28 protein-coding genes and 1 pseudogene are annotated in these 25,396 nt (G+C 64.4%); 19 read left to right on the top strand and 10 right to left on the bottom strand.

Annotation, left to right across the window (positions count from 1 at the left end):
* Nucleotides 1-81 precede the first annotated feature (81 nt).
* From ASG86_RS18110 to ASG86_RS18120, 3 genes are read right to left on the bottom strand one after another with little or no spacing between them, the layout of a single operon-like run.
* Nucleotides 82-1,113: a transketolase family protein gene (locus ASG86_RS18110; protein WP_056337718.1), complete on the bottom strand. Its 1,032-nt coding sequence runs from the start codon at nucleotides 1,111-1,113 to the stop codon at nucleotides 82-84.
* Nucleotides 1,110-2,021: a transketolase gene (locus ASG86_RS18115; protein WP_056337721.1), complete on the bottom strand. Its 912-nt coding sequence runs from the start codon at nucleotides 2,019-2,021 to the stop codon at nucleotides 1,110-1,112. Before ASG86_RS18115 ends, ASG86_RS18110 begins: the two co-directional genes overlap by 4 nt.
* Before the next feature lie 35 nt (nucleotides 2,022-2,056).
* Nucleotides 2,057-3,394, bottom strand: a complete 1,338-nt coding sequence (locus tag ASG86_RS18120; protein WP_056337723.1) for an MFS transporter — start codon at nucleotides 3,392-3,394, stop codon at nucleotides 2,057-2,059.
* A 187-nt stretch (nucleotides 3,395-3,581) separates the two neighbouring features.
* Between ASG86_RS18120 and ASG86_RS18125 the strand changes: the two genes are divergently transcribed.
* The 6 genes from ASG86_RS18125 (at nucleotide 3,582) to ASG86_RS18150 (ending at nucleotide 8,335) form a co-directional block, all read left to right on the top strand.
* Nucleotides 3,582-4,406, top strand: coding sequence for a sugar phosphate isomerase/epimerase family protein (locus ASG86_RS18125; protein ID WP_056337726.1), 825 nt, complete (start codon nucleotides 3,582-3,584; stop codon nucleotides 4,404-4,406).
* Between the two features lie 108 nt (nucleotides 4,407-4,514).
* Nucleotides 4,515-5,288, top strand: a complete 774-nt coding sequence (locus tag ASG86_RS18130) for an SDR family NAD(P)-dependent oxidoreductase (RefSeq protein ID WP_056337729.1) — start codon at nucleotides 4,515-4,517, stop codon at nucleotides 5,286-5,288.
* A gap of 47 nt (nucleotides 5,289-5,335) precedes the next feature.
* The gene (locus ASG86_RS18135; protein ID WP_056337732.1) at nucleotides 5,336-7,111 is read left to right on the top strand and encodes a dihydroxyacetone kinase family protein; all 1,776 of its coding nucleotides are present in this window, start codon (nucleotides 5,336-5,338) and stop codon (nucleotides 7,109-7,111) included.
* Complete coding sequence (locus tag ASG86_RS18140) at nucleotides 7,111-7,602, top strand: RpiB/LacA/LacB family sugar-phosphate isomerase (protein ID WP_327019836.1); 492 nt, start codon at nucleotides 7,111-7,113, stop codon at nucleotides 7,600-7,602. The genes ASG86_RS18135 and ASG86_RS18140 overlap by 1 nt, the downstream gene beginning before the upstream one ends.
* 23 nt (nucleotides 7,603-7,625) lie before the next feature.
* Nucleotides 7,626-7,895: a hypothetical protein gene (locus tag ASG86_RS18145; protein WP_056337736.1), complete on the top strand. Its 270-nt coding sequence runs from the start codon at nucleotides 7,626-7,628 to the stop codon at nucleotides 7,893-7,895.
* Nucleotides 7,895-8,335, top strand: a complete 441-nt coding sequence (locus ASG86_RS18150; RefSeq protein WP_056337739.1) for an SRPBCC family protein — start codon at nucleotides 7,895-7,897, stop codon at nucleotides 8,333-8,335. The genes ASG86_RS18145 and ASG86_RS18150 overlap by 1 nt, the downstream gene beginning before the upstream one ends.
* Here the strand turns inward: ASG86_RS18150 and ASG86_RS18155 are convergent.
* A complete protein-coding gene (locus ASG86_RS18155; protein WP_056337741.1) occupies nucleotides 8,313-9,857 on the bottom strand; it encodes a carboxylesterase/lipase family protein in 1,545 nt (514 codons plus the stop codon). The two genes, ASG86_RS18150 and ASG86_RS18155, sit on opposite strands and share 23 nt — an antisense overlap.
* A gap of 103 nt (nucleotides 9,858-9,960) precedes the next feature.
* On the opposite strand from ASG86_RS18155, the gene ASG86_RS18160 reads away from it, so the two are divergent.
* Nucleotides 9,961-10,713: a GAF and ANTAR domain-containing protein gene (locus ASG86_RS18160; protein WP_056337744.1), complete on the top strand. Its 753-nt coding sequence runs from the start codon at nucleotides 9,961-9,963 to the stop codon at nucleotides 10,711-10,713.
* Here the strand turns inward: ASG86_RS18160 and ASG86_RS18165 are convergent.
* Complete coding sequence (locus ASG86_RS18165; protein ID WP_056337748.1) at nucleotides 10,698-11,018, bottom strand: hypothetical protein; 321 nt, start codon at nucleotides 11,016-11,018, stop codon at nucleotides 10,698-10,700. The two genes, ASG86_RS18160 and ASG86_RS18165, sit on opposite strands and share 16 nt — an antisense overlap.
* Before the next feature lie 195 nt (nucleotides 11,019-11,213).
* Here ASG86_RS18165 and ASG86_RS18170 point away from each other — a divergent pair, with 195 nt between their 5' ends.
* The gene (locus ASG86_RS18170) at nucleotides 11,214-11,498 is read left to right on the top strand and encodes a hypothetical protein (protein ID WP_056337750.1); all 285 of its coding nucleotides are present in this window, start codon (nucleotides 11,214-11,216) and stop codon (nucleotides 11,496-11,498) included.
* A 35-nt stretch (nucleotides 11,499-11,533) separates the two neighbouring features.
* Nucleotides 11,534-11,971 carry a universal stress protein gene (locus ASG86_RS18175; RefSeq protein ID WP_056337753.1) on the top strand — a complete coding sequence of 146 codons (438 nt, stop codon included), beginning with the start codon at nucleotides 11,534-11,536 and terminating at the stop codon, nucleotides 11,969-11,971.
* Here the strand turns inward: ASG86_RS18175 and ASG86_RS20590 are convergent.
* Nucleotides 11,968-12,864, bottom strand: a pseudogene (locus ASG86_RS20590) (IS5 family transposase). The gene ASG86_RS18175 and the pseudogene ASG86_RS20590 sit on opposite strands and share 4 nt — an antisense overlap.
* A 221-nt stretch (nucleotides 12,865-13,085) precedes the next feature.
* Nucleotides 13,086-14,744, bottom strand: coding sequence for a hypothetical protein (locus ASG86_RS18190; RefSeq protein ID WP_156386223.1), 1,659 nt, complete (start codon nucleotides 14,742-14,744; stop codon nucleotides 13,086-13,088).
* A 540-nt stretch (nucleotides 14,745-15,284) separates the two neighbouring features.
* Between ASG86_RS18190 and ASG86_RS18195 the strand changes: the two genes are divergently transcribed.
* From ASG86_RS18195 to ASG86_RS20600, 5 genes are all read left to right on the top strand, one after another.
* A complete protein-coding gene (locus tag ASG86_RS18195; protein ID WP_056337761.1) occupies nucleotides 15,285-15,587 on the top strand; it encodes a hypothetical protein in 303 nt (100 codons plus the stop codon).
* A 193-nt stretch (nucleotides 15,588-15,780) separates the two neighbouring features.
* Nucleotides 15,781-16,269 (top strand): hypothetical protein, encoded by a 489-nt coding sequence (locus ASG86_RS20595; protein WP_156386224.1) that lies wholly within the window; start codon nucleotides 15,781-15,783, stop codon nucleotides 16,267-16,269.
* 194 nt (nucleotides 16,270-16,463) lie between these two features.
* A complete protein-coding gene (locus tag ASG86_RS18205; protein WP_056337768.1) occupies nucleotides 16,464-16,898 on the top strand; it encodes a DUF6884 domain-containing protein in 435 nt (144 codons plus the stop codon).
* 162 nt (nucleotides 16,899-17,060) lie between these two features.
* A complete protein-coding gene (locus ASG86_RS18210) occupies nucleotides 17,061-17,246 on the top strand; it encodes a hypothetical protein (protein ID WP_056337771.1) in 186 nt (61 codons plus the stop codon).
* 306 nt (nucleotides 17,247-17,552) lie between these two features.
* Nucleotides 17,553-17,783, top strand: a complete 231-nt coding sequence (locus ASG86_RS20600; protein ID WP_156386225.1) for a hypothetical protein — start codon at nucleotides 17,553-17,555, stop codon at nucleotides 17,781-17,783.
* Nucleotides 17,784-17,825: 42 nt separating this feature from the next.
* Here ASG86_RS20600 and ASG86_RS20335 read toward each other — a convergent pair whose 3' ends face one another.
* From ASG86_RS20335 to ASG86_RS18230, 3 genes are all read right to left on the bottom strand, one after another.
* Nucleotides 17,826-18,101, bottom strand: coding sequence for a hypothetical protein (locus ASG86_RS20335; protein WP_235565224.1), 276 nt, complete (start codon nucleotides 18,099-18,101; stop codon nucleotides 17,826-17,828).
* Between the two features lie 128 nt (nucleotides 18,102-18,229).
* Nucleotides 18,230-18,973 (bottom strand): GIY-YIG nuclease family protein, encoded by a 744-nt coding sequence (locus tag ASG86_RS18225; RefSeq protein WP_056337780.1) that lies wholly within the window; start codon nucleotides 18,971-18,973, stop codon nucleotides 18,230-18,232.
* Nucleotides 18,974-18,986: 13 nt separating this feature from the next.
* A complete protein-coding gene (locus tag ASG86_RS18230) occupies nucleotides 18,987-19,277 on the bottom strand; it encodes a hypothetical protein (protein WP_056337783.1) in 291 nt (96 codons plus the stop codon).
* An 89-nt stretch (nucleotides 19,278-19,366) separates the two neighbouring features.
* Here ASG86_RS18230 and ASG86_RS18235 point away from each other — a divergent pair, with 89 nt between their 5' ends.
* The 5 genes from ASG86_RS18235 (at nucleotide 19,367) to ASG86_RS18255 (ending at nucleotide 25,228) form a co-directional block, all read left to right on the top strand.
* Nucleotides 19,367-19,546 carry a hypothetical protein gene (locus tag ASG86_RS18235; RefSeq protein ID WP_156386226.1) on the top strand — a complete coding sequence of 60 codons (180 nt, stop codon included), beginning with the start codon at nucleotides 19,367-19,369 and terminating at the stop codon, nucleotides 19,544-19,546.
* A complete protein-coding gene (locus tag ASG86_RS18240; protein ID WP_056337789.1) occupies nucleotides 19,543-19,821 on the top strand; it encodes a hypothetical protein in 279 nt (92 codons plus the stop codon). Before ASG86_RS18235 ends, ASG86_RS18240 begins: the two co-directional genes overlap by 4 nt.
* A gap of 35 nt (nucleotides 19,822-19,856) precedes the next feature.
* Nucleotides 19,857-20,153, top strand: a complete 297-nt coding sequence (locus ASG86_RS18245) for a hypothetical protein (RefSeq protein WP_056337792.1) — start codon at nucleotides 19,857-19,859, stop codon at nucleotides 20,151-20,153.
* Nucleotides 20,154-20,423: 270 nt separating this feature from the next.
* Nucleotides 20,424-24,662: a putative toxin gene (locus ASG86_RS18250; RefSeq protein ID WP_156386227.1), complete on the top strand. Its 4,239-nt coding sequence runs from the start codon at nucleotides 20,424-20,426 to the stop codon at nucleotides 24,660-24,662.
* Complete coding sequence (locus tag ASG86_RS18255) at nucleotides 24,659-25,228, top strand: HEAT repeat domain-containing protein (RefSeq protein ID WP_082566843.1); 570 nt, start codon at nucleotides 24,659-24,661, stop codon at nucleotides 25,226-25,228. Before ASG86_RS18250 ends, ASG86_RS18255 begins: the two co-directional genes overlap by 4 nt.
* Nucleotides 25,229-25,396: the final 168 nt, after the last annotated feature.

A 25,396-nucleotide genomic window follows, 5' to 3' on the forward strand; every position in this document is an offset into this window, starting at 1 on the left:
TCGGTAGTGGTTCGATCTTACGGCAGAAAGCACGGCTCCGGCCTAGGACCGGTGCCGTGCTTTCTGCATATCCGGTTTTCCCTACCCGAGTTCGGCGAGCACCTTCGCCACGATCCGGTCCACGGCCAGGCCGTAGCGGTCGTGCAGGGTGGGCAGTGCGCCGGCATCCAGGAACTGGTCCGGCAGTGCCACCGGCACCACGCGCTTGCCCACGCCCGCAGTCACGACGGCGGAGGCAACGGTTTCGAACAGGCCGCCCACCACGGAGTGGTTCTCCAGGGTGACGGCCAGCCGGTCCGTGTTGATCTCGGCCAGGACGGTTTCGGCGTCGAACGGCTTGATGGTTGGGGTGTGCACGACGGCGACATCCACGTTGTGTGCCGCCAGCGCCTTTGCTGCCTGGAGGGCGCGCATGGTCATCAGGCCGGAGGAGATGAACACGACGTCGTTGCCGCCGCGCAGGACCTTGGCCTTGCCGAGCTCGAACGTGTAGCCGTACTCGTCCAGGACGGTGGGCACGTTGCCGCGCAGCAGGCGAAGGTAGGTGGGTCCTTCGGAGGCCGCGAGCTGGGGCACTGCCTGCTCGATGTCCACCGAGTCGCAGGGGTCCACGATGGTCAGGTTGGGCATGCCGCGGAAGATCGCCATGTCCTCCGTGGCCTGGTGGCTGGGGCCGTACCCCGTGGTCAGGCCGGGCAGCCCGCCCACGATGTTCACGTTCAGGTTTGGCTCGGCAGCGTCCAGGCAGAGGAAGTCGTAGGCGCGGCGGGCTGCGAACACCGAGTAGGTGGACGCGAACGGCACCAGCCCGGTCTCGGCCAGGCCGGCGGCGGCACCGAAGAGCAGCTGCTCGGCCATGCCCATTTGGAAGAACCGCTCCGGGAAGGCTTTGGCGAAGATGTGCATGTCCGTGTACTTGCCCAGGTCCGCGGTGAGGCCAACGATCTTGTCGTTCTCCTGCGCGGCCTTGACCAGGGCGTGCCCGAACGGCGCCGAGGACGTCTTCTGCCCCGGGTCTGCGAAGGACGCGATCATGGCCGACGTCTTCAGCTTCGGCTTGGCCGCTGTGGTGGTGGCTGCAGGTGCCGAAGCGGCCTTGGTGGTGGTGCTCATGCTGAAGCCTTTCCTTCATAACCGGCGGTGAGCTGCTCGCGGCAGACCTGCCATTCGTGTTCTTCAATGCGCATGAAGTGCGCCTTTTCGCGGTTTTCCAGCAGCGGGACGCCGCGGCCCACCTTGGTGTCGCACAGGATCACGGAGGGACGTCCGACGGCGGCGGCCTGGGCAGCTGCGTTGTCGAACGCTGCCAGCAGCGCGCCGACGTCGTTCCCGTCCACCCGCTGGGTGTACCAGCCGAACGATTCCCACTTCTCGGTGACGGGTTCGGTGCGGAGCACGGTGTCCGTCTTGCCGTCCGCCTGCAGGGCGTTGATGTCCACCATGGCGGTGAGGTTGCCCAGCTGGTGGTGGTGTGCGCCCATGGCGGCTTCCCAGTTGGAGCCCTCGTCCAGCTCACCGTCAGAGAGGAAGTTGAACACCCGGGCACTGGAGCCTTGGTAGCGCAGGCCCAAAGCCATGCCGACGGCGATGGTCAGGCCGTGCCCCAGCGAACCGCCGGAGATTTCCATGCCGGGGGTGTAGGTGGACATCCCCGACATCGGCAGCCGCGAGTCGTCCGATCCGTAGGTTTCCAGCTCGTTCACCGGGACGATGCCGGCCTCCGCGAGGGCGGCGTAGTGGCCGATGGCGTAGTGGCCGGTGGAGAGGAGGAAACGGTCGCGGCCCTCCCAGTGCGGGTCCTCGGCGCGGAAATTCAGCTGGTCCCCGTAGACGGTGGCGAGCATGTCCGCGGCGCCCAGGGCCTGGCCCACGTATCCCTGGCCCTGGACCTCGCCCATGTTCAGGGCGTGGTGCCGGATCCGGTAGGCGGCGGCGCTGATCTTGTCCACACGTTCCGGGGTCACTGCGGTCTGCAGCATTCGTCCCTGCGGGGCGGCGTCCTGGACGGTTTCTGTAGGCATTACTGGCTCCGTGATCGTTTGGTGCGTGACGTTATTCAGGCGTTGACGGTGTTGGGGGTGCTTTTGGTGGCTTCGTCTGCCAGCTCGCGCTCCCGCTTGCCCCAGGTTTCCCGGGTGGCGACGGCGGCCCAGAGCCCGATCAGGGCGTAGGTGCCGAAGAGCAGTGCCGGGCCCATCCAGCCAAAGCTGACGAACAGAAGGGTGGTGATGAACGGGGTGAAACCGGACACCATGGCGGAGATCTGGTAGGCCAGGCTGGCGCCGGAGGCCCGGGTCTTGGCCTGGAAGAGCTCGGGGAACCAAGCGCCCTGGGCGCCGGCCAGGGAGTTCTGGCAGACCGCGTAGGAGATCACGATGGTGATGATGATGGCGATGAACAGGCCGGTGTTGACCAGCAGGAACATCGGGATCGCGAACAGGGCGGCAAAGGCTGTTGACCAGATGTACAGGGGGCGGCGGCCGATGCGGTCCGTGAGGGCTGCCCACGCCTGGGTGGCGAAGATGCCGATGGCCGAGGCGATGCAGAGGGCGATCAGCGTCTGGCTCTTGTCCGCCAGGTGCTGGCTGTTGAGGTAGGAAATCATGTAGGTGATGGACACTGCGTAGCCGGCAGTTTCGGCGATGCGGAGGCCGATGCCCTTGACGATGTTGCGCCAGTCGGTCTTGATGACCTCCACGATGGGGGCCTTAACGATGGCGCCGCTGTCCTTGACCTCGTCAAAGACCGGGGACTCGGGGACCTTGGAACGGATGATCAGGCCCACGGCCACCAGCAGGATGCTGGCCAGGAACGGAATGCGCCAGGCGAGCTCGCCACCCAGCTGGACGCTGAACAGGAAGGTCAGGTTGGCCAGCAGCAGACCAACGGGGAAGCCGGCCTGGACGATGCCGGTGTACTTGCCCTTGGCCTTCCAGGGTGCGTGCTCGTAGCTCATGAGGATCGCGCCGCCCCATTCCGCGCCGAAGGCCAGACCTTGGACGATGCGGACAAAGACGAGCAGGGCCGGAGCCAGCAGTCCGACTGCCGCGTAGGTGGGGAGCAGGCCGATGGCGAACGTGGCCAGGCCCATCAGGATCAGCGAGGCAACCAGGACGGGCTTGCGGCCCACCTTGTCGCCGAGGTGGCCGCCGATGATGCCGCCCAAGGGACGGGCTGCGAAGCCGACGCCCAGGGTGGCGAAGGAGGCGAGCGTCCCCGTGACGGGGTCGCTTCCGGGGAAGAACGCAGTTCCGAAATACAGTGCGGCAGCGGTGCCGAAGCCGATGAAGTCGTACGTCTCGATCACGGCCCCCACGCCGGATCCGATGGCAACTCGCCTGGCGTCCTTGGTGCCGTGGACCGGACCGCGCATGGTCAGAGCATCTTTGCTCATGGTGGTTCCCTTTCGAAGAGCGGCTAGAGGAGTCCCGCCGCTGTCGACTGTTAACAAATTGATAGGAACCAGTGTGACCCAGATCATTTCCACTGTCAACAGTCGACTTTCAAAGTTGACTGTTGACAGTTAACGAGGTTACTGTGGTCCCCATCACTACTGCTCGGCACGAACCAGAGGATCAATGATGTTCCATTCCAGACTCGGGTGCTCATCCATCAGCTTCCGGCACCAGGACCTGGCCACCGCCCTGCGCACCATGAAGGGGCTGGGCTTCGAGGAGATCGACCTCGGCGCGCTGCCCGGTGTATGCGACCACGTTCCGTACGAACTGACAGAAGCAGCTGTTGACGCTGCGTCCGAGGAAGTTCTGGCCTCGGGCCTGCGGGTCCGGTCCGTAAACGGCGACATCGGGGACCTGAACGCCGTGCTGGATGCCGACGGCGAAGCCGCAAGGCAGCGCCATCTCGACGCCCTGCTCACCCTCACCGCCAATATCGGAGCCAAGGCCCTGGTGCTGCCCTGCGGTGCCCTGCACCACACCCCGGTGCGCACCGTCGAAGAGGACCTGGACCTCGTTGCCGCCCAGCTCATTGGTGCCGGCCGGCACGCTGCCGAGTTCGGCGTCGAACTTTGGACCGAATCCCTGCACTTCCTGCGGTTCTGCTGGAACCTGGAGCGCGCCGGGATGCTTGCCGACCGGCTGGCGGGGACCGGCGTCGGAATCGTCATGGACTTCAGCCACATCGTGGCTTCCGGCGAGGACATCCAGGCGTACCTGGACCGGCACCGCGGCCGCATCAGCCACGTCCACCTGCGCGACGCCGTGCCGGGGAACATCAACCTCAGCATCGGCAACGGGGATGCGGACTTCGCCGGAGGCCTGAAGCGGCTCGCCGCCGACGGCTACACGGGCCACTTTTCCCTGGAACTGGAAACCCGGGACGTCACCAATGACGAGCGCCCGGCCGCCGCCGCCAAGGCGGCAAGCTTCATCACCGACCTCATTTGAACCATCGACTGCTCCGTAACTGCCGTTATGGGCCCTCATAACGGCAGTTACGGAGCAATCGATCCACCCAAACAAGCGATCCACGCACACAATTCAAGGAGCACCACCATGACCACCATCCACCGCACTGCAGTCCTCACCGGAGCCACCTCGGAACGCGGCATCGGCATCACCACCGCCCGCCGTTACGCCCGCGAAGGCTGGGGCATCGTGATCCTGGACCTCGACGGAGAGAAGTCAGCCAAGGTTGCGGCCGAAATCGGCAACGAATTCAACGTCGCCGCCTTCGGCCACGAGATCGACGTTGCCAACGAAGCGTCCGTAACCGCCGCCCAGGCCGCCGTTGCCGCCGAGGTGGCCGCCGGCAACCTCCCGCCCGTCGGTGCCCTGGCCAACATCGCCGGCATTACGTCCCCGGTTCCGTTCCTGGAAACCACCCTTGAGCTGTGGCACAAGGTCATGGACGTCAACGCCACCGGCACCTACCTGGTAACCAAAGCCTTCCTGCCGGACATGATCGAGAACGGGTGGGGCCGCATTGTGAACATGTCCTCCGTGTCCGCCCAGCGCGGCGGCGGCGTCTTCGGCAAGGTTCCCTACTCCGCCGCCAAGGCAGCCATCCTGGGCTTCACCAAGGCCCTGGCGCGCGAGCTGGGCGCCACCGGCGTCACCGTCAACGCCATCACCCCCGGCGCCGTGGACACCAACATCCGCGTGGGCAGCACCGACGAACAGGAAGCCGCCATCAACGCCGGCATCCCGCTGGGCCGCAACGCCACCACGGAAGAAGTTGCCTCCGTGATCACCTTCCTGTCCTCCGAGGACTCGGCCTACCTCACCGGCACCACCATCGATATCAACGGCGGCAGCCACATCCACTAGCAGCCCCCACCAAACCCGCCCCCACCCTGGACGCCGGAGAACCCACCATGACCAAAATCTTCAACGACCCCTCAGAGTTCGCCGAGGAGGCCCTGGCCGGCTTCTGCGACGTCCACTCGGACCTGGTCCGCCAGGTTCCCGGCGGCGCCGTCCGCCGCTACCGGCCGGCACAGCCCAAGGTTGCCGTACTGGCCGGCGGCGGCTCCGGCCACTACCCGGCCTTCGCCGGACTGATCGGCAGCGGCTTCGCCGACGGGGCAGTGGTGGGCAACATCTTCACCTCTCCCTCGGCCCAGCAGGCGTATTCGGTGGCGAAGGCGGCCGAATCCGGGGCCGGCGTGGTCTTCACCTACGGCAACTATGCGGGCGACGTGATGAACTTCGGGATGGCCAGCGAACGCCTGGCCGCCGAGGGCATTGCCGTGGAGAACGTGCTGGTGACGGACGACATCGCCAGCGCCCCGCCGTCGGAATCCGCCAAGCGCCGCGGCATCGCCGGTGACTTCACGGTGTTCAAGGTGATGGGCGCGGCTGCGGAGGGTGGCGCGGACCTGGCCGAGGTGGTCCGCCTGGGCCGCAAGGCCAACAGCCTGACCCGGACCATCGGCAGCGCGTTTGCCGGCTGCACGTTCCCAGGCGCTGAATCACCGCTGTTTACCCTTCCCGACGGGCAAATGGGCCTGGGCCTTGGAATTCACGGCGAGCCCGGCCTGCACGACACCAACCTGCCGTCGGCCAAAGACCTGGGTCGGGAACTGGTGGAGCGGGTGCTCGCCGAAACGCCGCCGAACGCTGGCAAGCGGATCGCCGTCATCCTCAACGGGCTCGGCTCCACCAAGCATGAGGAGCTGTTCGTCCTTTGGGGCACTGTGGCCCCGCTGCTGCGCGCCGAGGGCTACACGCTGGTCATGCCTGAGGTGGGCGAGCTGGTCACCAGCCTGGACATGGCGGGCGTCTCGCTCACCATCACCTGGCTGGATGAGGAACTTGAACCGCTGTGGACGGCCCCGGCGGAAACTCCCGCCTACCGCCGAGGCAACGCGGCCAGGGAAGCGGCTGGTCCGGATGCCCAGGAAGCGCACGACGGCGGTGCCTCCGCTGCGGCGTTCGTTGCCACTGACCTCTCCCGTGGGTATGCTGCCGCCTGCGTTGCTGCCATTGCAGCCGCCCGCACGTCCCTGCACGACGCCGAGGAACGGCTTGGCCGGATGGACGCCATTGCCGGGGACGGCGACCACGGCCGCGGCATGGTGCGCGGGGTGGATGCAGCTGCGGCAGCAGCGTCGGACGCACTGGGCAGGGGAGCCGGCGCCGGCGACGTGCTGGCCGCCGCCGGCGACGCCTGGGCGGACAAAGCCGGTGGAACCTCCGGCGTCCTGTGGGGAGCGGGACTGCGCGCGTTTGGTGAAACGCTGGGAAACACGTCCGCGCCTGCGCCCAGTGCCCTGGCGGCAGCCGTGACAGCGTTCGCGGACCGGATCGTCCAGCTGGGCAAAGCCGAGACCGGCGACAAGACCATGGTGGACGCCCTGCTGCCCTTCGCCGCCGGATTCAAGCGAGCTGTGGCTGACGGCGTGGATCCGGACCGGGCCTGGCAGGACGCCGCACGTGAGGCGGCCACCGCGGCGGAAGCCACCGCTGACCTCCTTCCCCTCAAGGGCCGGGCCCGCCCCCTGGCGGAGAAGAGCCTGGGCACGGCGGACCCTGGTGCCACGTCGCTGGCGATGGTCTTCGCCGTCATGGGGCCGCATTTCACCATCACCGCTGCTGTACGGAACGCAGAAGGCATGGTGCCCGCCGCGGCACCGGCGGGAGCAAAGTAATGACAACGGAAGGACAATCAATGGGACTGCGGCTCATTGTCGGCGCGGACGAGGCCGGCGTGGACTACAAGGACAAGGTGCTGGCGGACCTGCGGCAGGATCCGCGGATCAGCGAAGTCATCGATATCGGGGTCAACCGAAGTGACGCCCCGGACGACTTCACCAGGCCCTACCCTTACGTGGGCATCACGGCCGGGGAGATGATCCGGGACGGCAAGGCGGACCGGGCCATCCTCTTCTGCGGTACCGGAATCGGCGTGGCGATCGCCGCGAACAAGGTGGACGGCATCCGGGCCACCGCCGCCCACGACTCCTTCTCCGTGGAGCGTTCCATCCTGTCCAACGACTGCCAGGTGCTCACCATGGGCCAGCGCGTGGTGGGCATCGAACTCGCCCGGCGCCTGGCAAAGGAATGGATCGGCTACACGTTCGATCCGTCGTCGGCCTCTGCCGGCAAGGTGAAGGTCCTCACCGATTTCGAGGGCTGCTAGCACCCGGCCGCAAAGGGGGAACCATGAAGCCGTACCCCTCCCAGGACTGGAGCCGCCTGATCGGCGTTCCGGTGGAGATCCGCAAGGACTTGCAGGTTGTCCGGACCGGCGTGGTGGATGACGCCATGCGGGATCCGGCGGTCCTGTGGCTCGCCGCCGACGCCGGGGCCGGAAGGGCATTGTTTGCCGCCGCCGAGGGCTACGAGGCATGGATCCGGCCGCAGGAGCTGGGCGGAAAACTGTGCTTCAAAATGGCTGCCGCCCAGCTGCAAGGTGCTCCTAGACTGGGGTGATGATCACAGTCACCGGAAGTGTGGAAACCAACCTGTCCGCGGAGAAGGCCTTTGCCTTCATGAGTGAGTTTGAGAACACCAGCAAGTGGGACCCCAACACCCCCGTTATGGACAAGCTCACCCCGGGGCCGGTGGCCGTGGGGCACAAGTACCATGCCGAGTCGGAGTTCAGGGGAAAGCGCCAGACCCTGGTCTACGAGGTCATCGAGCTGACCGACAACCACATCAAGCTGCGCGGCGAGAACAAGACCGTCACGGCTTTCGATTCGATCGACGTCAGCCCCAACGGGACCGGCTCGGTGGTGAAGTACACAGCCGAGTTCAGCATCAACGGGCCGGCCAAGATCATTCAGCCGCTGCTGAAGCCTGCCTTCATGTCGCTGCGGGATCCGGCGCTGAACGGGATCCGCGACACGCTTAACTCGCTGGCTGCAGCCTGACGGCTTCGAAGAACTCCCGGACCTTCTGCCGGGGGTCGGCTTCCAGCCGGGACTCGCCGTCGAGCATCATGGTGGTGCGCTGCGGTCCGTACTCCGGCCACGCGAGGTGTTCCGTGCCGGGCGTTCCCGTGCCTGCGAACGCCGCCCAGGCCCGGCTCATGGCGTCGCTCAGGGGCTGGGGAGCCTTGGCCCGGGTGAGGAAGGCCGCTTCCGGCGCGTCCAGGTGCCGGAAGACGAAGGGGATGTCCAGGGCGTGGCAGGCTCCCAGCTTCCCGCCCATGGCCGGGCTGCGCCAGGTGAACAGGTACGCGAAGTTCTTTCCGCCGGCAGCCTCCCGGCGGGCGGCCAGCAGCCGGTTGCTGGGCTGGCGGTAGAGGGAGTCTGCGATGGCCGCTTCCAGGAGTTCCTTGCCTGCCGGTTCCCTGCCCAACAGCCGGGTGAGTGCCTCCGCATAACCGGGGGTGGCTTCAGGTGGGACGCCGGCGCCGGACAGTACGGCGCCGGCGCGGTCCGGATAGCCCGGGTCAGACGCGGAGTCCGGGCGCATCTCGACGGCGAACGAGCCCTCGTTCAGGTTGGTGCCGATCAGCAGGTCCACCCCACGGTTGACCCCGTTGCGGACGGCCTCCAGCGGTGGCACCGGCAGCGACGGCGTGCCCACCGTGGGCTGGAACGGCAGCGGAACCGCGAACGACTCCTGCGCAGCACGCCTCTCCAGGGCGGCCTGGGCTTGCAGCAGCCGCTCCACTGGCAGGGTCAGCAGCTCCTTTGCTGAGGAGCCGTCCAAACCGCAGAGTTCAAGGAATGCGGCGGTGATCCGCGCAGATTCCTCCGGTCGGCGGTAACGTTCGGCCGTGCCGCTTTGCATGATGGCCCGGCGGAAGAGTCCTTCCGACGACGGCATGCCCAGCAGGGTGCCGATGGCTGCGGCGCCGGCGGATTCGCCGAAGATGGTCACGTTGTGGGGGTCGCCGCCGAAGGCGCCGACGTTGCGGCGGACCCAGCGCAGGGCCTCCAGTTGGTCCAGCAGGGCAAGGTTGGACGAGTCACTGTAATCCGGCCCCAACAGGTCCGCCAGGTGCAGGAAACCCAGCGCACCCAGCCGGTAGTTGACGGACACCAGCACCACGCCCGCCGCGGCGGCGAGCCGGGCGCCGTCGTGCATTGCATCACTGTTGGCGCCCATGAGGTACGCGCCGCCATGGATCCATACCATCACCGGCCTGGCCGGCCCGTCCGTCCCGGGCGTCCAGACGTTCAGGTTCAGGCAGCCCTCTTCGCCCCAGGAGCGCGGCGTTGAGCCGGGGGGTGCATGGGATTCAGGGTTCTGGGGAGCGGCCGGGCCGGGGGTGGTGCAATCGAGCACGCCGGTCCAGGGCACCACCGGCCTCGGCGGCCGGAAGCGGTTGGCTCCCGACGGCGGTTCCGCGTAGGGGATGCCAAGGAACCGCTCGATGGTGGTCCCGTCAGTCTCGAGGGAGCAACCGCGGACGGATCCGTCCGGGGTGGAGAGGCGCGTCATGGTTGACAGGTTACGACACGGGCGCAGGTAGGCTGGCATCACCGTTCGGCAGTGGGCGGCCACAGTGGTGTGGCTTTTAACTAATGTCCGGGAGGTAAGACGCGTGCTCAACGCCGGCGTCCCTGAAGACGAGGACTTCGCAGACGTTGCCCTGCATATCCAGGAGTCGTTCCTGCAGAACCCCGAGGTTGAGGCGTTCCTCCAGGATCTGGCGTCCTACGCGGCGGGGCGGATCGGCGGCCAGGGGCACGTATGCTCCTGTGAAATCGTGGTGCTGCGGCCCAAGAAACCCGCGACGAGCGCCGGCAGCAACCTCAGTGCACCGCTCATGTCGCAGCTGGAGTTGAGACTCGGCGATGGTCCGGGCACCACGGCCATGCGAACGGCAAAGACAGTGCTGGTTCCGGACCTGCGGCGGGAAGAGCGTTGGCCGGAATACGTCCAGGCCGTCCAGCGGCAGGGTTTCCGCTCGGTGCTGAGCATCCCGGCGTCGCTGGAAGGGGATTCGCAGGGCGTCCTCACGTTCCACTGCTCGCAGCCCCTCACCTTTGGCAGCCAGGGCATCGATGCCGCCGAAGCGTTCGTCCGGCAGGCTTCCAAGGGCCTGGGTCTTGCCCTGCGGATGCTGAAGCTGGAAGAGACCAGGGACGGCATGAGCGCCGCCATGCAGACACGCACGGTGATCGACCTGGCAACCGGTGCCATCATGGCGCAGAACCGCTGCAGCCAGGCAACGGCGTTCAAGCTGCTGCGGGATGCCTCAAGCACCAGGAACATGAAACTCAGGGACGTTGCGGCAGCCGTTGTCGCGTCAGTGGCCGGCGCCGCGGACACCTTCACCTACTTCGACGAGTGAGGGTCTTTCCGCTCCGGGTCCTTCTGCTTCGGGTCGTGCCGTCCCGGCTGCCGCGCGGAAAGGGCAGAGCCGCTCAGGGGAGCCCGGAGCGGCAGGCCCTCCGCAGCGCAATGTTCATTGACAGCCTGCGCCAGCGCATCACGTTCCTTGGCTGAAAGGTCCGTCTGGCCCGAACAGTAGTCCCGGATGACCTGTTCAGAGGCGTCCCCGCCCAGCCCGGCGAACTCCAGCCACAGTTGTGCCAGGTCCAGCCGGTACTCCTTGATGACGGCACCGGTCAGGGCCTGCTGGTCCACGGCATCCATTGCTCATCCTTGCCTTGGTTGCAGTACTACAGTTGCGGTTCGGAACGGCCGGCACGGTGGATGGGCAGAGATTGAAAAGTTTGAGCGGGAATTTGAGGCATCCCTGCCGGGGGACCTTCGCCCCTAGGCAGGAAACTCCGGGACGCGGTCCACTGAAGTGTCTGGAGCAGGCGAGGACAAGAGGAGACAAAGACCATGGGCACATGTGATGTCTGCGGCAACAGCGAGGGCCGCATTTTCACCGTCAGTATGGGAAACCAGTCCGGCACCTTCGACAGCTTCGAATGTGCCATCCACATGATGGCTCCCGCTTGTGAGCACTGCGGCTGCCGGATCCTGGGCCATCCTGTTGAAAGCGAAGCCGGCATCTACTGTTGCCTCCATTGCGCCAGGGAAGCAGGAAATCCCCACCAGGCCGCCAAAGCCGGGCACTCCACGGTGGCCGTGCCGGCGCAGGGGACGTCAACAGGCCAGGGCTAGCCCACATCAGATAGTGCACCAGGAAAAGGAAAACCGTGGCCGGAAACGGAAGCTTCAGGATCGTGGTGGGCGTGGACGGTTCCGAGCAGTCCCGGTCGGCCATGGACTGGGCGATTGAGGAATCCCGGCTCCGCAAGGGTGAGCTCCAGGCGTTGACCGCATGGAGCTTCCCCTACGTCAGTGATGCACTCGGCACCGCTTGGGACTACGAGATCTTCCAGAAGGACGCGCAGGCCATCCTTGAGGCGGAGCTGGAACGCGTCAAGGACCAGGGCGTTGCCATCACAGGAAAGATCGTGGAGGGCAACCCGGCGGCCGCACTTATTGACGCTTCCCGCGACGCGGACCTGGTGGCAGTCGGCTCCCGGGGTCATGGCGGATTCACCGGAATGCTGCTCGGTTCTGTCTCCCACCAGACCATCCACCACGCGCACTGCCCGGTGCTGGTCATCCGCGAACCTGCCGCCGACTAGGGTGTGTCTCCTAAAGCTGTCAGCCAGATGCTAACTGCCCGGAGAACGGCTCCGCCGCGGTAGGTGAGTGCGAGTTTGTCGTAGCGCGTTGCCAGGGCCCGCCACTGCTTGAAGATATTGAAGTTGCGTTCGACGACGTTGCGGCCTTTGTAGTCCTCTTTGTCGAAGGCCGGCGGCCTGCCGCCGGTGGATCCGCGTCGTTTTCGATGACCGATCTGATCGGATGGCTGCGGGATAACCGCTACGATGCCGCGGTTGCGAAGGTGGGTCCGGATCGCCCTGGATGAGTAGGCCTTGTCACCGCGGACACGGTCCGGGCGGGTTCGTGGCCTGCCCGGACCGGCACGGTTGATCTTCAGTTGGTCGATCAGGTGGGTGAACATCGGCGCATCTCCGCCCTGACCGGGGGCGACCAGCAGTACTAATGGCCTGCCTTTGCCGTCGACGAGGGCGTGGATCTTGGTGCTCAGTCCGCCGCGGGAACGGCCGATCGCATGATCGTCTGGTTCATCAAACAGATTCATGTAATTCGACGGGGCCCCCTGTGGTGCGGGGAAGATTGGTGCCGTGCTGGTGGGCGCGGTTCACAGTCGAGTCAACTGAGATCGACCAGTCCACTTCACCGCGGGCATCCGCGACCGTCAGCAGCCCGGCCAGGATTTTGTCCCAGGTTCCGTCACCGCTATAGCGGCGGTGCCGTTTCCAGATCGTCTGCCACGGACCAAACTCGGCTGGCACATCCCGCCAGGCGATGCCGCACCCGTAGCGGTAGATGATGCCCTCCACCACGCGTCGTTCATCCCGGAAGGGACGACCACGGCGACCAGCGGAGGACGGCAGCAACGGCTGAATGCGGCCCACTGCCCATCAGTCAAAACAGAAGTACGAGACACCCATCAAGCATCCCGAACAACTGACCCGGGATTTAGGAGACACGCCCTAGGGGTAGGGAAAAATGGCGCGCGGTACGAGCGGTTGGCGCAGCAGCGGTAGTCTCCGAGTCCTCGTTCGACTGCGAGGAGAGTGTTGCGGCCGTGCCATTCGGGCGAGTATGCCGGAGCGTAAACCCGCTCCGTCGCGAGGACGAAGCCGGTCTAGACGTCGAGTGTTTCGGCTAGAAAGTGTAGCGAGTGTCTGACGTTTCAATCACGAGACCGCCGTTGACCAAGTATGCGGCCCTCCGTGGCTTCGGCAGCTCAACCGTCTGGCCGGTGAAAGACTCTAAATCAAAGACACCGGAGGTTTTCCGGGTGTTGAGAAGGACGTGGCTCCCAACCACCTGCGGGCGATCATAGTAGTCCGCCGGTTGGTAATTGACCGTCTCACCTTCGTTGGCCTGGAAGAACTTCTCTCCGGCCAGTCCAGCGACTCCTCCGGCTGTCTGCTGCAGGATCTGGGGTGACGCGTCGAGATTCCATGAAGCAATCAGGTCACCGCTGAAGGTGATATGCATCAGCAAGCCCGAGTATGCGCCGATGAACAGTCCTTCGCCGCCAACTGCAAGCTGTATGAAATATGCCCAGTCCGGACGGGACATGCCAGAGACGGCAACGCCCTGGAAACTATGCTCCTTCGTTTCTTCGTTCAACCGGAAGGCGGCGACCACTTCACCGGCGAACGTGTAGACGAAGACATGATCGATCACGGATATAGCCAGGAGTCGCTGAGCGATGGAGGCATGAACAGAACGCACGGCAGAGCTTGGCTTCATGCCCCTTTCTCCGAACGCGCGCATCACCTCCCTCACCTCCGGAGCAGAGGCAAGGCTAAATGCGGCTACCTGCCGACCGTCCGTGGTGTAGATGCGGACGTTGACCTCGCTGTCCACGGAAACAACACAATCCCCGTGCGGGTCCGCACGAAGCCTTCCCCAATCCAGTTCAACCGCGCCGACCCGTGCCCCGTCCGGTCCGATGATTTCCGTAGGTACGTACCTCGTTCGATCGGCACGGGTACTGAAACCGGTCTGCAGCCAGACATTGCCTCCGGCCGAAACCGCCTCGGCGGTGCGAGTCCGCTGCGAGCCCTTCGGGAGCGGGGCCTCGACCCGTGAAGCAACAGGCCAGCTTTCCATGGGGTTCTCTGCGTCACTCGGCATTTCGGGGTCTACTGCTCGCCGTCCAGGCACGAGCCCTAGGAGACGTGCCTGAGCCGCTGGCATTCCCTTCCTGAAAGGGACAGGGTCTGCAGAAACAGGAGCCGGCGCGGGGGCAGTGCGGTGGAAGAAGATCTTGGCGCCCTGGGCTTCCACAATCAATTGCCCGGCATCCCGCATTGCCCGCCAGACTGAGCGAAGCCGGACCCGGTCTTCGGGTGAAAAGACCTTGCGGACATCTTTGATGTCGGTGACCTCGTTGGCGGCGACGATCTCACGGATCTTGGCAACGATGTTCAGGTATTCGGCACTGCATGGCTGCGACTCTTCAGAGCTGAAGTGGCCGCAGAAGCTGTCGAGTACTTTCATGCTACCCATGTCGCTGCGGACCGCGGCGAACGCAAAGGCCTCCTGACTGAGGAGGGGGTAGAAAAAGTAGGTGGTGATTCCTTTCTTCCGGTCATAATCGGAGACCTGCTCGTCACGGAGGTTCTGCCAATAGACCGGCATCAGCGTGGGGTCTTTCTCCGCCGCTTGGATCTCGGATGGCATGAGGCTGACGGCGCGGTGAAATGCGGCGCTTGCTGCAGCGGGCTTGGAGGCACTCAGCGCGTTTTGCACGAGCTCCCAAGAGTCCCAGTACGGATGAAGTGTCATTTGATCCCCAGTCGAAGTCACTGGGCCCATTGTGGCAGAAGACATTGAACCAGAGACGTTCCGGCTCTGCTTGGCGAACGAAAAACCTGCTCGGTCGCGTGACGAAACGGGATCTTTCGAAAGGCAGTTTAGAGCAGAGGCAACTGGGCTGCAGACCCAGCGAGGTGGGCAACGGTCCCCGGAAGTCGTAGCCCGTGAAGAACATCCAGCCTGCCACGGCGAGTCCGCCTAGGACAGCAAGCGTGATGACCAGCGCGAGGATCACGGTCTCTTATGCTGCGAGGCGGCTTTTCCCGCTCCGAGCGTCAAGACGGTCGAGGCGGCACTGAGATCCGAGGCTCCCAAGCGAAGACACTGATCGGCGGCGTCCCGCTGCCGGCGGTGGCCTAGGCTGGTGTCGGCGCTAAATCCGCGGGTCACTCCTCGGATAATCGACACAGCAGGCCGGTGAAGATGGGGGACAGCCGTGGGTAGACGAAGCGAAGGGGTTCCTCAGGAGCCGGGCTACGTGAGCCATATGCGGGCGAACAGCTGATCTACCGCAGAGCGGAAAACGGCGAGATGGTGGGCTACACAGCCGCCGAGTACGGTGTTCGCAAGGACGACGGCGGAGGCCTGGTCAAGCCCGTCAACAGTTCTGGGGGGCTGCTGTTCCTGGCGATCCTGATCAGTCTGGCGTTCGGCGGCATGCTCTACGGCATCGTGCAGATGGCACTCACCGACCAATGGGACATCTTCGGCAGAACCTGGTGGATGTATGTAGTGGTCCTCTATCCGCTCTTTGCGGCCTGGACGGGCTACTTCAGCGAGCGTAAGGCCGAGAAGCTCCGCGCTAGCCGGAACCTGCCGAGGCCAGTGGAGTAGAACCACGGAGACTGCCGGCTCGTGACCTCCTGCGCCAAGACGTAACCAAAAGGCAACCGGCGCCCCTGCCGGCACATGTCATGCTGGGCCCATGAAGAGGCTGTATGGCATAGCGCTGAGCCTGCTCCTCGTATCCGGGGCGGCAGGTTGCGCTACGCCCGGTGTGTGTCCGGCCATCGGTTGGAGCAATTCTGTGACGGTGGTTCTGGACGGGCCGGTGGATGCTGTGGCCAAGGTTCAGTTCTGCCCGGGCGGAGTCTGCGCCGTCACTCCACAGCCCACCACAGCCCCGAAATCGACTATCACCCCCACCGACGGTGCCATCCCCGGCCAGGCGGCTACCGCTACACACCTGACACCTGGGACTCAAATGCCAGGGACGATGTACAGCTTCTACACCGGCAGGAAGGTAGATGACCGCACCTGGCAGTTCAGCACCCCCATGACCGCACCGAAGAGCGCCACCGTGCGTGCGCTGAATGCTGAAGGCGATGTACTTGCCGAGCGGGACGTGGAACTGACCTGGACCCGCGTCGGCGGCAGCGCACAATGCGGCGGCCCGTCAACGACCGGACCTATCACCCTGTCCTTGGAGGTAGCCGGCAGGGTTCATCCGTCCGCAGCCCAGGGCCGGGAGTCGGGGGCGGTCTGGGCGAGCCCGGAGGTAATGGGGGCAACCTGAGGGCTCATTCGCCGCCGACCTGGCTGTGAGTCTACGACGGAATCCTTGGCGGAATCTGTATTTCCGGCGGCCATGTAGGGGATCTCTACGCATGTTTCCGTGCAGAGACCCGTTGCCAGCTTGGGAGTTCCCGTGAAGAAGTTCGTTACCCCCGCACTGTTTGCCGTCCTGGCAACGCGTAGCGGGTACGGGACGTGAGTACCGGAACCTTCGCCGTCGGTTTGGTCGCCTGCGCGTCCCGGAAGCTGCAGCGGCCGGCGCCGGCCCGGGACCTCTACGTCTCCCCGCTATTCAAGAAGGCATCGGCCTTCGCCGAGTCGTCCTGCGTCCGCTGGTATGTCCTGTCCGCCAAACATCGCCTGGTCCATCCGGATACGGTGCTCGAGCCCTATGACCAGCGGCTCAGCGGCAGCCGCGCATCCGCAGCCAACCAGGAGTGGGCCGACATGGTCCGGAAGCAGCTGGAGGACGAGCTGAACGGAGTCGAGAACATCACGCTCCTCGCCCTGGCCGGCGAGCAGTACCGGACCATCCTCCGGGACGTCCCCTGGCCCTACGAGGTCCCAATGCAGGGTCTCGGTATTGGCCAGCAGCTCGGCTGGCTGACCAGGAAGCTGGCTGAGGCGTGAGAATAGATAGCTGGATGCCGTGGCGGAGAAGAAGATCGACGAGCATTCCCGCCGGGCCATCAACCGCCAGTACTACAAGCCCGCCCCCGAGAGTCCCGAACACCCGAGACGGCGGAGCTGGTTGTCGCTGCCGATGAACGCGAACGCCGCTAAGCTCCCACTATGGGGAAAACAATCAACGGCAGGGCCTTCGCGGTTGTCGCGGGCCTTTCGGTTGCGGCGATTTCGCTGCTTGCCGCGTGGGTGAATGGCAACATCCCGCTACCAGCTGTCCTCGCCACGTCCCTGATTCTTGGAGTAGCCACATTCCTGGCCACCAACAGGAAGGACGCCAAGAACTCCAGCTAGAGGATCCCCAAGGGGACTAGTGGAAACACGCGGGGGCCCCATCCGTACGGCCTGGGGGGCCGCGACAAATAGCTAAAAGGCAAATGGAAGGAATGGCATGGGGGAGCAAAAGGGCCGAGCGAACAAGCGCGGCAGTACGGCATTCTTACCGCTCGGCCTCGTGTTCCTTGCTTTGGCGGTAGCCATGGTGTTCCTGGGAAACGTAGCCTGGATCGCGTTCTTCACAATGGGCATCACCTTCCTCGTCGTTGGTTTGCAGAATCGCGCGCGGACAGGTCAGCACCGATCCGGGGATACTCCAGGGGGTTGACCCTGAAATTCCCCGCTCCCGCACCAGAGCGGCCATCGCCAATCCAAGTCACAGAGCTGGCCGGGCTGCGGCTCGAGGGCGACAAGAGCGTCGGGGTGAACCGGAAGGTATCTCCGTTCAGGGCCGACGGCAGCATCAACAACCGCACCAGCATCCTTGGCGGCCGGAAAGCCCACATGCGCAACGGCAGACGTGTGAAGGCTTCCCGCAACAAGTACATGTGGTGACCATGAAGGGCGGCCGAGCCGTGTGCGGGGCCGCGAAGTCGCCTAGGTAATCTGCTTGCCGCCGTCGGGAAAGTCACGGAGTATCGCGGCCACGGCGCGGACAGAGGCAGGGTCCTGGGCCCATGGGATTCCGCTGCGGGTGCAGGCGTGAAGGCTCAACACCTCGGAGTCCCGGGCGGCTTCGGTAAGTTCAGCCCACGCCTCCTGCAGGTCCTCGGTTTGGGCCAGCGGGGCATTCGCCTCGCCGGTGCCGGAAAGTTCGGTGGCGGGGCTGCCTGTGGCCTTGGCCCTACGGTGAAAAAGATGCTTGAGGTGCACGCTTGTCTCCTTTCTGATGCTGGCCGGGATGTGCTCGTCTAGGAAGCCGGGATCGTCCAGGAGCCTGCTACGGCCGCACTGCCCTATTCTGCGGTCGTGGGCATGACGTGCCAAGTCGCCGCCCGGCATCAGTCGATTTCCAGAGCTTCGGCCGGCACCAGTCCGCGCCGTTTCATCTCCGCCGAAATGAACATGCCCCGCAGTCCGCTTACGGCGCCGCCGCCGATCCTGTTCAACAGGTAGTCGGGCGGGAACGTGTTGACGAGCCGGGTCTCCAGGGCGTCGTAGTTGATGGTTTTCGAAGCGAAGATCCGGGTCGTGTCCAGGGCGCGGAACGCATCGATAGACATCACCGAATCCTCGACACCGCCCCACAGCAGACGGTCAAACTGCTTGGTCCCGGTCCAGTGCGCCTTGATCCGCTTGCGCATGTCCCACGAGGACTGGCCGATGTAGGCCTGGCGATACTCGTCCAGGACCAGCACGTAAACACCCCATTCTTCGTCCAGGGACTTCAGATCGGTTACCGGCCGAAGGCGCTTGTTCTTTCGCAGCATTTCCGCGAGGGCTTCGTCGAAGGACTCTTGGGGGATCTGGGCGAAGAAGGCCATGTTCAGGTCGAAGTTCTCCAGGGCCATTTCCCTGTGGCGCCGGCAGAACTCGTCGGTGTGGATCGTAAGCGCCGCGTCCTCGTAGTGAGGGGCCAGGAAAGCTCGCATTTGATCGGTGAGCATGTGCTCCGGGATCCGGGTCGACGACTTCTTGTTGACCAGCCCGTACATCTCGCGCGTCAGGCGCTGCCCGTACTTCCCCGGCCGGATCAGCTCCCCGAAGTGTTCAACCGGAGCGCCCGGAAGGTGTTTGGCTGCCATCGCTGTCCGCCGTCTAGCTTGCGACGAAGGGCGAGAGGGACTGGAGGTCGAGGGCCAGGGCTCCCATCTCAGCCGTGGGAGGTCCGGGCTGTTCGGACGGGTCACCGAACCACTTGTGCCAGACTCCGGCAACGGCTTCCGGGGTGATGGGTCCGCCGGCGGCCAGCAGCCGCGCGAAGTCCTCCATCTCCGGGTCGTACTCATCAGCCGGCGCACCCAGGTCCAGGACCCCGAGCAGGTCATGGGTGTTAAGGCACGCCGTCACGGCTTTGCGGAGGCGGGCATCGTCCAAGGTGGTGTCCATGCCGCCAGTCTAGGAGCAATCGGGTCAGCCGTCTCTCACAGGCATTTGTGTGTGCCCTCCTAGGAGAGAAGGACTATTGGGGGAACTTCATGAAAGCACGCTACTTTTTCCGAGCTATCTGGCGGATGTTCGATTTCAAGGGTATGACCAGCCGGGCCGAGTACTTCACGTACGCCGTGACGTCGTTCGTGGTGACCGTGTTCTTGACGCTTGCGGCCGTCAATACCGGCATGGAGTACGACTCCGTCAAGGGGTTCGTCACAGGATGAGTCCCTTCACCGTCCTGCCGCTCGTGGCAGGCAGCCTTTGGTTGGTGCATGCGTGCCTGACCATCGCAGGCAGCCCTGTGCCCCGCTATACCCGCTGGTTCCTTTTCGGCGGGCTGCCGGCCTTGGCTGCGGCGATGATTCTTTCCGGCGGAATGGTGGGGTTTATGTTCGCGCTCATAACCGCGCTGACGTGGCTTGGAATGATCCTCCTGGAGGTCTTCCTGACAGTTGGGATGATGGTTGCACGTGATGCTCCCGCGAAGAGGGCGGTGTGAAAGACCGATCAGGAGGAGCGCACTAGGCGAAAGCGATGCCTCAAGTAAGGGTCCGGGGGACCGGAACCATAGCCTGGATCCTGCTCGTCCTCACCTCGATGGTCCTGATCGGCTACGGGGTATGGCACGCCGGCTGGCATATCTGGCTACCGGCTCCCGTCGAGCAGGAAGAGGTCCGGATCGGTAACCGCTACATCTTCGCCGGCTGCGCCCTGTCCCTCGCGACGGCCGTCTGGTCCGTGAAGGACACGCCTTGGGTACCGATCCTTTTCTTTCAGGTGGCAACCACCGGCAATTCAGGTACCCGAATCTCTTGTAAATGTGACAGCTGAGGTCAATGATCATCTTGTGTCCGGCCAGGACATGAAGCTGCTCAAGGGTGAGCACTGCTTTTTGGGGGGTCCTGCGTGTCTGCTCTGCGCGTTCTTCTGTCCGGTCTTCTTGTGTCCGCCTTGTTGGCCGTAGGTATCACTTTCCCCGCTTATGCCGTAGAGCATGCCCCGGCATCCAAAACCGGGCAGGCGGACACGGCAGCGGTGCTTGCTCCGCCAGATCCCATACCGGCGTCCGAAACCGAGGAACCTGCTTCTTCGGAGGGACCTGTGTCCGGTGTCGAGGGCCCCGGAGACGGGCACATCACGGCCCGCCGCAGCAAGACACAGCAGCCGCTCGCGCCAACTCTGTTGTCCGCAACAACAACAGGCGTCGTCAGCGGCCCCGACGAACTACGGGCAGTGAAGGCCATAGCCGGCCCGAGTAACTGCCAGGACAGCCCCTTGTGGAACGGCGCCTTAGCCCACCTGTGCGGCTACATGTATATCAACCAAGGCTTCGGATACAACAGCCAGGGCCAGTACAACCTCTACTCAGGAGCCCTGGCATTCAAGGCTACCGACGCATGCGGGAACGTCGTCGTCGATTACCAGGATTACGGGATGCTCTACTGGTACCCGTCGGCCGGGACGTGGTCCTGGGACCTGCGCCGGCTCCTGCCATACGATTTGTCCAACGCCTGTGACGGCACCTGGAACATCCACTTCTCTGTAACCCAGACCTTCCCCGACGGCCAAACCCTCTCCGACAGCGTCGACGGGCCCGCAACGGTCAACTCTGACGCCGGGTCTGTCGCGCTTGCCCCTGAGCAGTGCTACGGCGGAGCCCCGGTTCATGCCACTCAGGGTGACCCAGTCGACTCCTTTAGCGGCGCCTTCAACAACCATCTCGGGGCCGACCTTTCCCTGTCCGCCCGGGGCGGCGCTCTTGAGACTTCCCGCAGCTACGCATCCAACGTTGCCCGGGCCAGTGCTTTCGGGCCAGGCTGGTCCTACAACTACGACGCCAGCCTTACCGCGGACGGCACCGGCAAAGTCAGCTACCATGACCCGTCCGGCTCCATTCAGGTGTTCACCCCCAACGGCACAGGCGGCTTCGTCCCGCCCCCGGGCGTCCACAAAACCCTCGCCCCGGTATCGGGCGGAGGGTACACCCTGACCAGCTGGGACCGCTCGGCGCAAACATTTAACAGCGCCGGGCAGCTGACCGCTACCAAGGACCGGAACGGCCAGGGAGCAACCTTCTCTTACAGCGGCTCACAGCTGGCGACGGTTAGCGGTAGCGGAAGGACCCTGACGTTCACGTGGGACCCGACCGGAACGAGGATCACGAAGGTCCCCGGCAACGATGGCCGGGCCGTTCAATACGGGTACGACTCATCATTACGGCTCACCACCTTCACCGACGCCAGAGGCAAGGTCACCACCTACGGCTACGACGGCGGCGGACGTTTGAACTCCATCCGGGATCCGAACGGGAACTACCCGGTTCGTCTCACCTATGACCCCGTCACAGGGCGAGTCAGCCAGCAGCAGGATCCCAATGGCGGAACGACTTTCTTCGCCTGGGACAACGCAACCCAAACAGCAAGCACCACGGACCCCCGGGGACTCGTCTCAAAGGACGTGTACATCAACGGCTACCTGATCCAACAGGTGGACGCAGCGGGCAACTCAACCCGCTACTCCTGGAACAACGACGGGCAACTGCTCCGCGTCTCGAACCCCACCGGCCAGACGACCAGCTTCCGCTATGACAGCAACGGCAACGTTGTAGAGAAGATTTCACCGGACAAAAACTACACCGCCTATTCAGGCAACCCCTCCGAGCGGTACTACTACGACAACAGCAATAATCTGCTGGCCATGACCGATTTCCGCGGCACGACAACCCAGTATTCCTACGACGCCGCAGGTAACCTGGCCACGGTGACCAGACCTGACGTCATCACAGGCTCCGGAACCGTTGCCGCGGTTCAGAACACCTACAACCCTGACGGCACCCTCAAAACCAGCACAGACGCCAACAACCGGGTGACCACCTACGGCTACAACGCCGCCGGGGACCTGACCTCAGTCACAACAGCCGCCGGTCGCACCACCACCTACGGATACGACGCGGCAGGACGGCTCGTTTCAACCGTCAGTCCCCGAGGCAACGTCAGCGGGGCCAACCCCGACGCTTACCGCACGACAAACACACTGAACGAGAACGGCCAGGTCATCGCTAGCCGTGATCCCCTCGGCAACACCACCAGCTCCGCCGTCGATGATGCCGGCCGGCTCACAGCAATGACCGATGCCCGCGGCAGCACCACTACCGCGACTTACCTGCCTGATGGGCATATAAGCACCGTCCAGGGGCCGGATACCCGCTTTGGTCCGGAGCGGTTCACCTACGATGCCGATGGAAACGTCGCAACCAAAACGTCCCCTGCAGGTGTGGTGACTACGTTCACCTACACCGTCACCAACCAGCGCGCTACAGCCAGCTCAACAGGGACGGGGCAATACACGTACGCCTACGATGCTGCAGGCCGCCTGACGTCCCAAACGGCTCCGTCAGGGAGATCCGTTACCTTCTCTCGCAACTCCGTCGGCGCCGTCACGAAAATTTCCTTCAGCGACGGGACAGCACCACTGTCCTACACGTTCGACAACAACGGGAATAGGACCGGACTCACCGACGGGCTCGGGAGCACCGCTTACACCTACAACACGCTGAACCAGCTCACCAAAGCTACCCGCGGCACCGATACTTGGACGTACGCTTTCGACAACACCGGTTCCCTGGTTTCCCGCGCAACCCCGGGTGCCGCCGCCCAGCAGCTCAGCTACGACGCCGATGGGCGCTTGACCAAGGTCATGGCAGGCACCTCGACTCTTGTCTCCTACGCCTATAACGACCCAACCGCTGATACCGTGGCAACCCTGCCCGGGGGCGTCACCCAGACAACGTCAATCGACGCTGCGGGCCGGCCAGCGAAAGTCACCGGGGCGAAGGGCAGCACGATCCTTGCCCAGTCGACCTACCAGCTCGACCCCAACGGCAGCCCGACTACCATCACCGGCCCGACCGGGACCACTGACACCTACACCTACGACGTCTCCAACCGGCTGACCTCGGCCTGCTACGGGACGACGACCTGCACCGGTGCCACCAACTACATCAAGTGGGGTTACGACGCCGACGGGAACCAGCTCACAGAGACCCGCCCCGCAGGGACCACCACCTATAGCTACAACACGACCGGACGCCTGACCGGCAAAACAGGAGCATCCGGCAGCGCCGCCTACACCTATGACGCTGACGGCAACGTCACCAGCGACGGGACCAACAACTACACGTGGAACGCCGCCGGGCAACTGCTGACCGCCGGCGGCGCCAAGCCGACCAAATACACCTACGACGGAGACAACCGACGAACCAGCATCACAAACGGCAACAGTGTCATCAACCCTGTCTGGGATCCGGCCAGCGGCCAGCTCCTCGCCGAGCGCGACGGAAACGGCAAGACGCTCCGCGGATACACCTACGGGACCGGCCTGGTCGGAATGACCGCAGGAACCGCCAGCTACTCCTACCTGACGGACGCTCAAGGGTCAGTACGGGCCGTGGTCGACGCGGCCGGGGCACCTCAATGGAACTACGCTTATGAGCCCTATGGCGTCACGCGGAGCGCCGTCGCCGTGTCGGGCCGTCAGGCTCCCACGAATCCCCGGCAGTATCTTGGGGCATACGTTGACGGGGCGGCATACAACCTCAACGCAAGGCAATACCTGCCGGGAACAGGCCGGTTCCTGTCCACAGACCCGGTGGCAAGCCCAGGGTTGGGGTATGCCTACGGAAGTGCCAATCCTATGGTGTATATGGATCCATTCGGGATGGACGACTTCGAGTGGATCGACATCGTCCATGACGTGAGCACCGGCGTCGCTGCGGCTGCCGGCGCAATCCTCATCGGGTGCACGCTGGCGGTTATCTGCGCAGAAACTGACGTTGTTACTGCCCCGCTGGCCGCCTTCGCCGGGGCTGTCAGCTGGGCAACCGACGACAACACTGGTAAATGCTTCTCCGGCAAGGGCGGGTGTGCGGAAACTGTCATCTTCGGGGCTCTGACTGCTGGCGGATTTGGAGGTCTCAGCACGGTAGCAAGGCTCGGCAAGGCAGCCGAGAGCACAGCGGCATCAGGGATGGCCGGCGTACGGGCCGCGGGCAGGGCAGGTGAAGCGGCAGCCGGGATTGTGAAAAACACGAAGCGGATTCCGTCAGCCACCGGAACGGCCGAATTCAGAATTCCTGATGAGTTGGGTAACGGTATCCTTGGCGAGGTGAAGAACGTCAAGAGCCTCACCTACACGAGCCAGCTTCAGGATTTCGTGGCCTACTCCCAAGCGAACAATCTTCAATTCAACCTCTACGTCCGGCAATCGACCACCTTCTCCGGACCGCTGCAGGGCCAAATCAACGCCGGCACGATCACTCGCGTGCCGTCTCTGGGGCCATGATGGATCTGCTGACTGAGTTGGCCGAGGCAGGCTATCCCGTTGCCTCCGTCTCCGATCTCCGGAACTCAGGACTCCGGTACGCCTCCGCCATCCCGGTCTTGCTGAAGTGGCTGCCGAAGGTCCGGCGGGAGGAGAAGGAAGAGATTGTCCGGGCACTGTCTGTCCCCTGGGCAAAGTCTCTGGCGCTGGACCCGCTCATCAACCTGTTCAAGGCTGACCCTGTCCCGTCAGACCCGATGGGCGAATCGCTGAGATGGGCTGTAGGAAACGCACTGGAGGTGCTCTGGGACGACAGCCGGTTCGATGAACTGGTCGCACTGACAATGGACCGGCGATATGGCATCGCCCGTCAGATGGTGGTGCTGGGGTTGGGCCGGTCCAAACGGCCCGAGGCTGTGGACGTTCTCATCAAACACTTGGACGACGCGGATGTCAGTGGTCATGCGGTAAAGGCCCTCGGGAAGCTTCGCGATCCGCGGGCACGAACAGGCCTTGAGTCGATGACACAGGATGGGCGCACGTGGGTCCGAAAAGCCGCTGAGAAGGCTCTCTCCAGGCTGGGATGAGGCTCTACCAGACCGAGGGGGTGGCCGTGCTTCCCCGAAGTTCAGCGAACACGTACCCGCCCGAGAACTTACGTCGGCTATAGGGCAAAAGAACCGCCAACACGTGCCCCTCCCGGTGCTCCAAAGTGACCCGAATTGCATCGGAAGCGTCTTGAATCCGTACGTCCG

This window comes from Arthrobacter sp. Soil764 (genome assembly GCF_001428075.1).
Lineage (GTDB): Bacteria > Actinomycetota > Actinomycetes > Actinomycetales > Micrococcaceae > Arthrobacter.

Coding starts and splice junctions, on each gene's coding strand:
- ASG86_RS18115 (WP_056337721.1), bottom strand. CDS start 2,021: ATGCCTACAGAAACCGTCCAGGACGCCGCCCCGCAGGGACGAATGCTG.
- ASG86_RS18170 (WP_056337750.1), top strand. CDS start 11,214: ATGGGCACATGTGATGTCTGCGGCAACAGCGAGGGCCGCATTTTCACC.
- ASG86_RS18245 (WP_056337792.1), top strand. CDS start 19,857: ATGCCTCAAGTAAGGGTCCGGGGGACCGGAACCATAGCCTGGATCCTG.
- ASG86_RS18125 (WP_056337726.1), top strand. CDS start 3,582: ATGTTCCATTCCAGACTCGGGTGCTCATCCATCAGCTTCCGGCACCAG.
- ASG86_RS18235 (WP_156386226.1), top strand. CDS start 19,367: ATGAAAGCACGCTACTTTTTCCGAGCTATCTGGCGGATGTTCGATTTC.
- ASG86_RS18120 (WP_056337723.1), bottom strand. CDS start 3,394: ATGAGCAAAGATGCTCTGACCATGCGCGGTCCGGTCCACGGCACCAAG.
- ASG86_RS18150 (WP_056337739.1), top strand. CDS start 7,895: ATGATCACAGTCACCGGAAGTGTGGAAACCAACCTGTCCGCGGAGAAG.
- ASG86_RS18110 (WP_056337718.1), bottom strand. CDS start 1,113: ATGAGCACCACCACCAAGGCCGCTTCGGCACCTGCAGCCACCACCACA.
- ASG86_RS18210 (WP_056337771.1), top strand. CDS start 17,061: ATGGGGAAAACAATCAACGGCAGGGCCTTCGCGGTTGTCGCGGGCCTT.
- ASG86_RS18240 (WP_056337789.1), top strand. CDS start 19,543: ATGAGTCCCTTCACCGTCCTGCCGCTCGTGGCAGGCAGCCTTTGGTTG.
- ASG86_RS18145 (WP_056337736.1), top strand. CDS start 7,626: ATGAAGCCGTACCCCTCCCAGGACTGGAGCCGCCTGATCGGCGTTCCG.
- ASG86_RS18225 (WP_056337780.1), bottom strand. CDS start 18,973: ATGGCAGCCAAACACCTTCCGGGCGCTCCGGTTGAACACTTCGGGGAG.
- ASG86_RS18165 (WP_056337748.1), bottom strand. CDS start 11,018: ATGGATGCCGTGGACCAGCAGGCCCTGACCGGTGCCGTCATCAAGGAG.
- ASG86_RS18135 (WP_056337732.1), top strand. CDS start 5,336: ATGACCAAAATCTTCAACGACCCCTCAGAGTTCGCCGAGGAGGCCCTG.
- ASG86_RS18130 (WP_056337729.1), top strand. CDS start 4,515: ATGACCACCATCCACCGCACTGCAGTCCTCACCGGAGCCACCTCGGAA.
- ASG86_RS18195 (WP_056337761.1), top strand. CDS start 15,285: ATGGTGGGCTACACAGCCGCCGAGTACGGTGTTCGCAAGGACGACGGC.
- ASG86_RS18255 (WP_082566843.1), top strand. CDS start 24,659: ATGATGGATCTGCTGACTGAGTTGGCCGAGGCAGGCTATCCCGTTGCC.
- ASG86_RS18230 (WP_056337783.1), bottom strand. CDS start 19,277: ATGGACACCACCTTGGACGATGCCCGCCTCCGCAAAGCCGTGACGGCG.
- ASG86_RS18140 (WP_327019836.1), top strand. CDS start 7,111: ATGACAACGGAAGGACAATCAATGGGACTGCGGCTCATTGTCGGCGCG.
- ASG86_RS18155 (WP_056337741.1), bottom strand. CDS start 9,857: ATGACGCGCCTCTCCACCCCGGACGGATCCGTCCGCGGTTGCTCCCTC.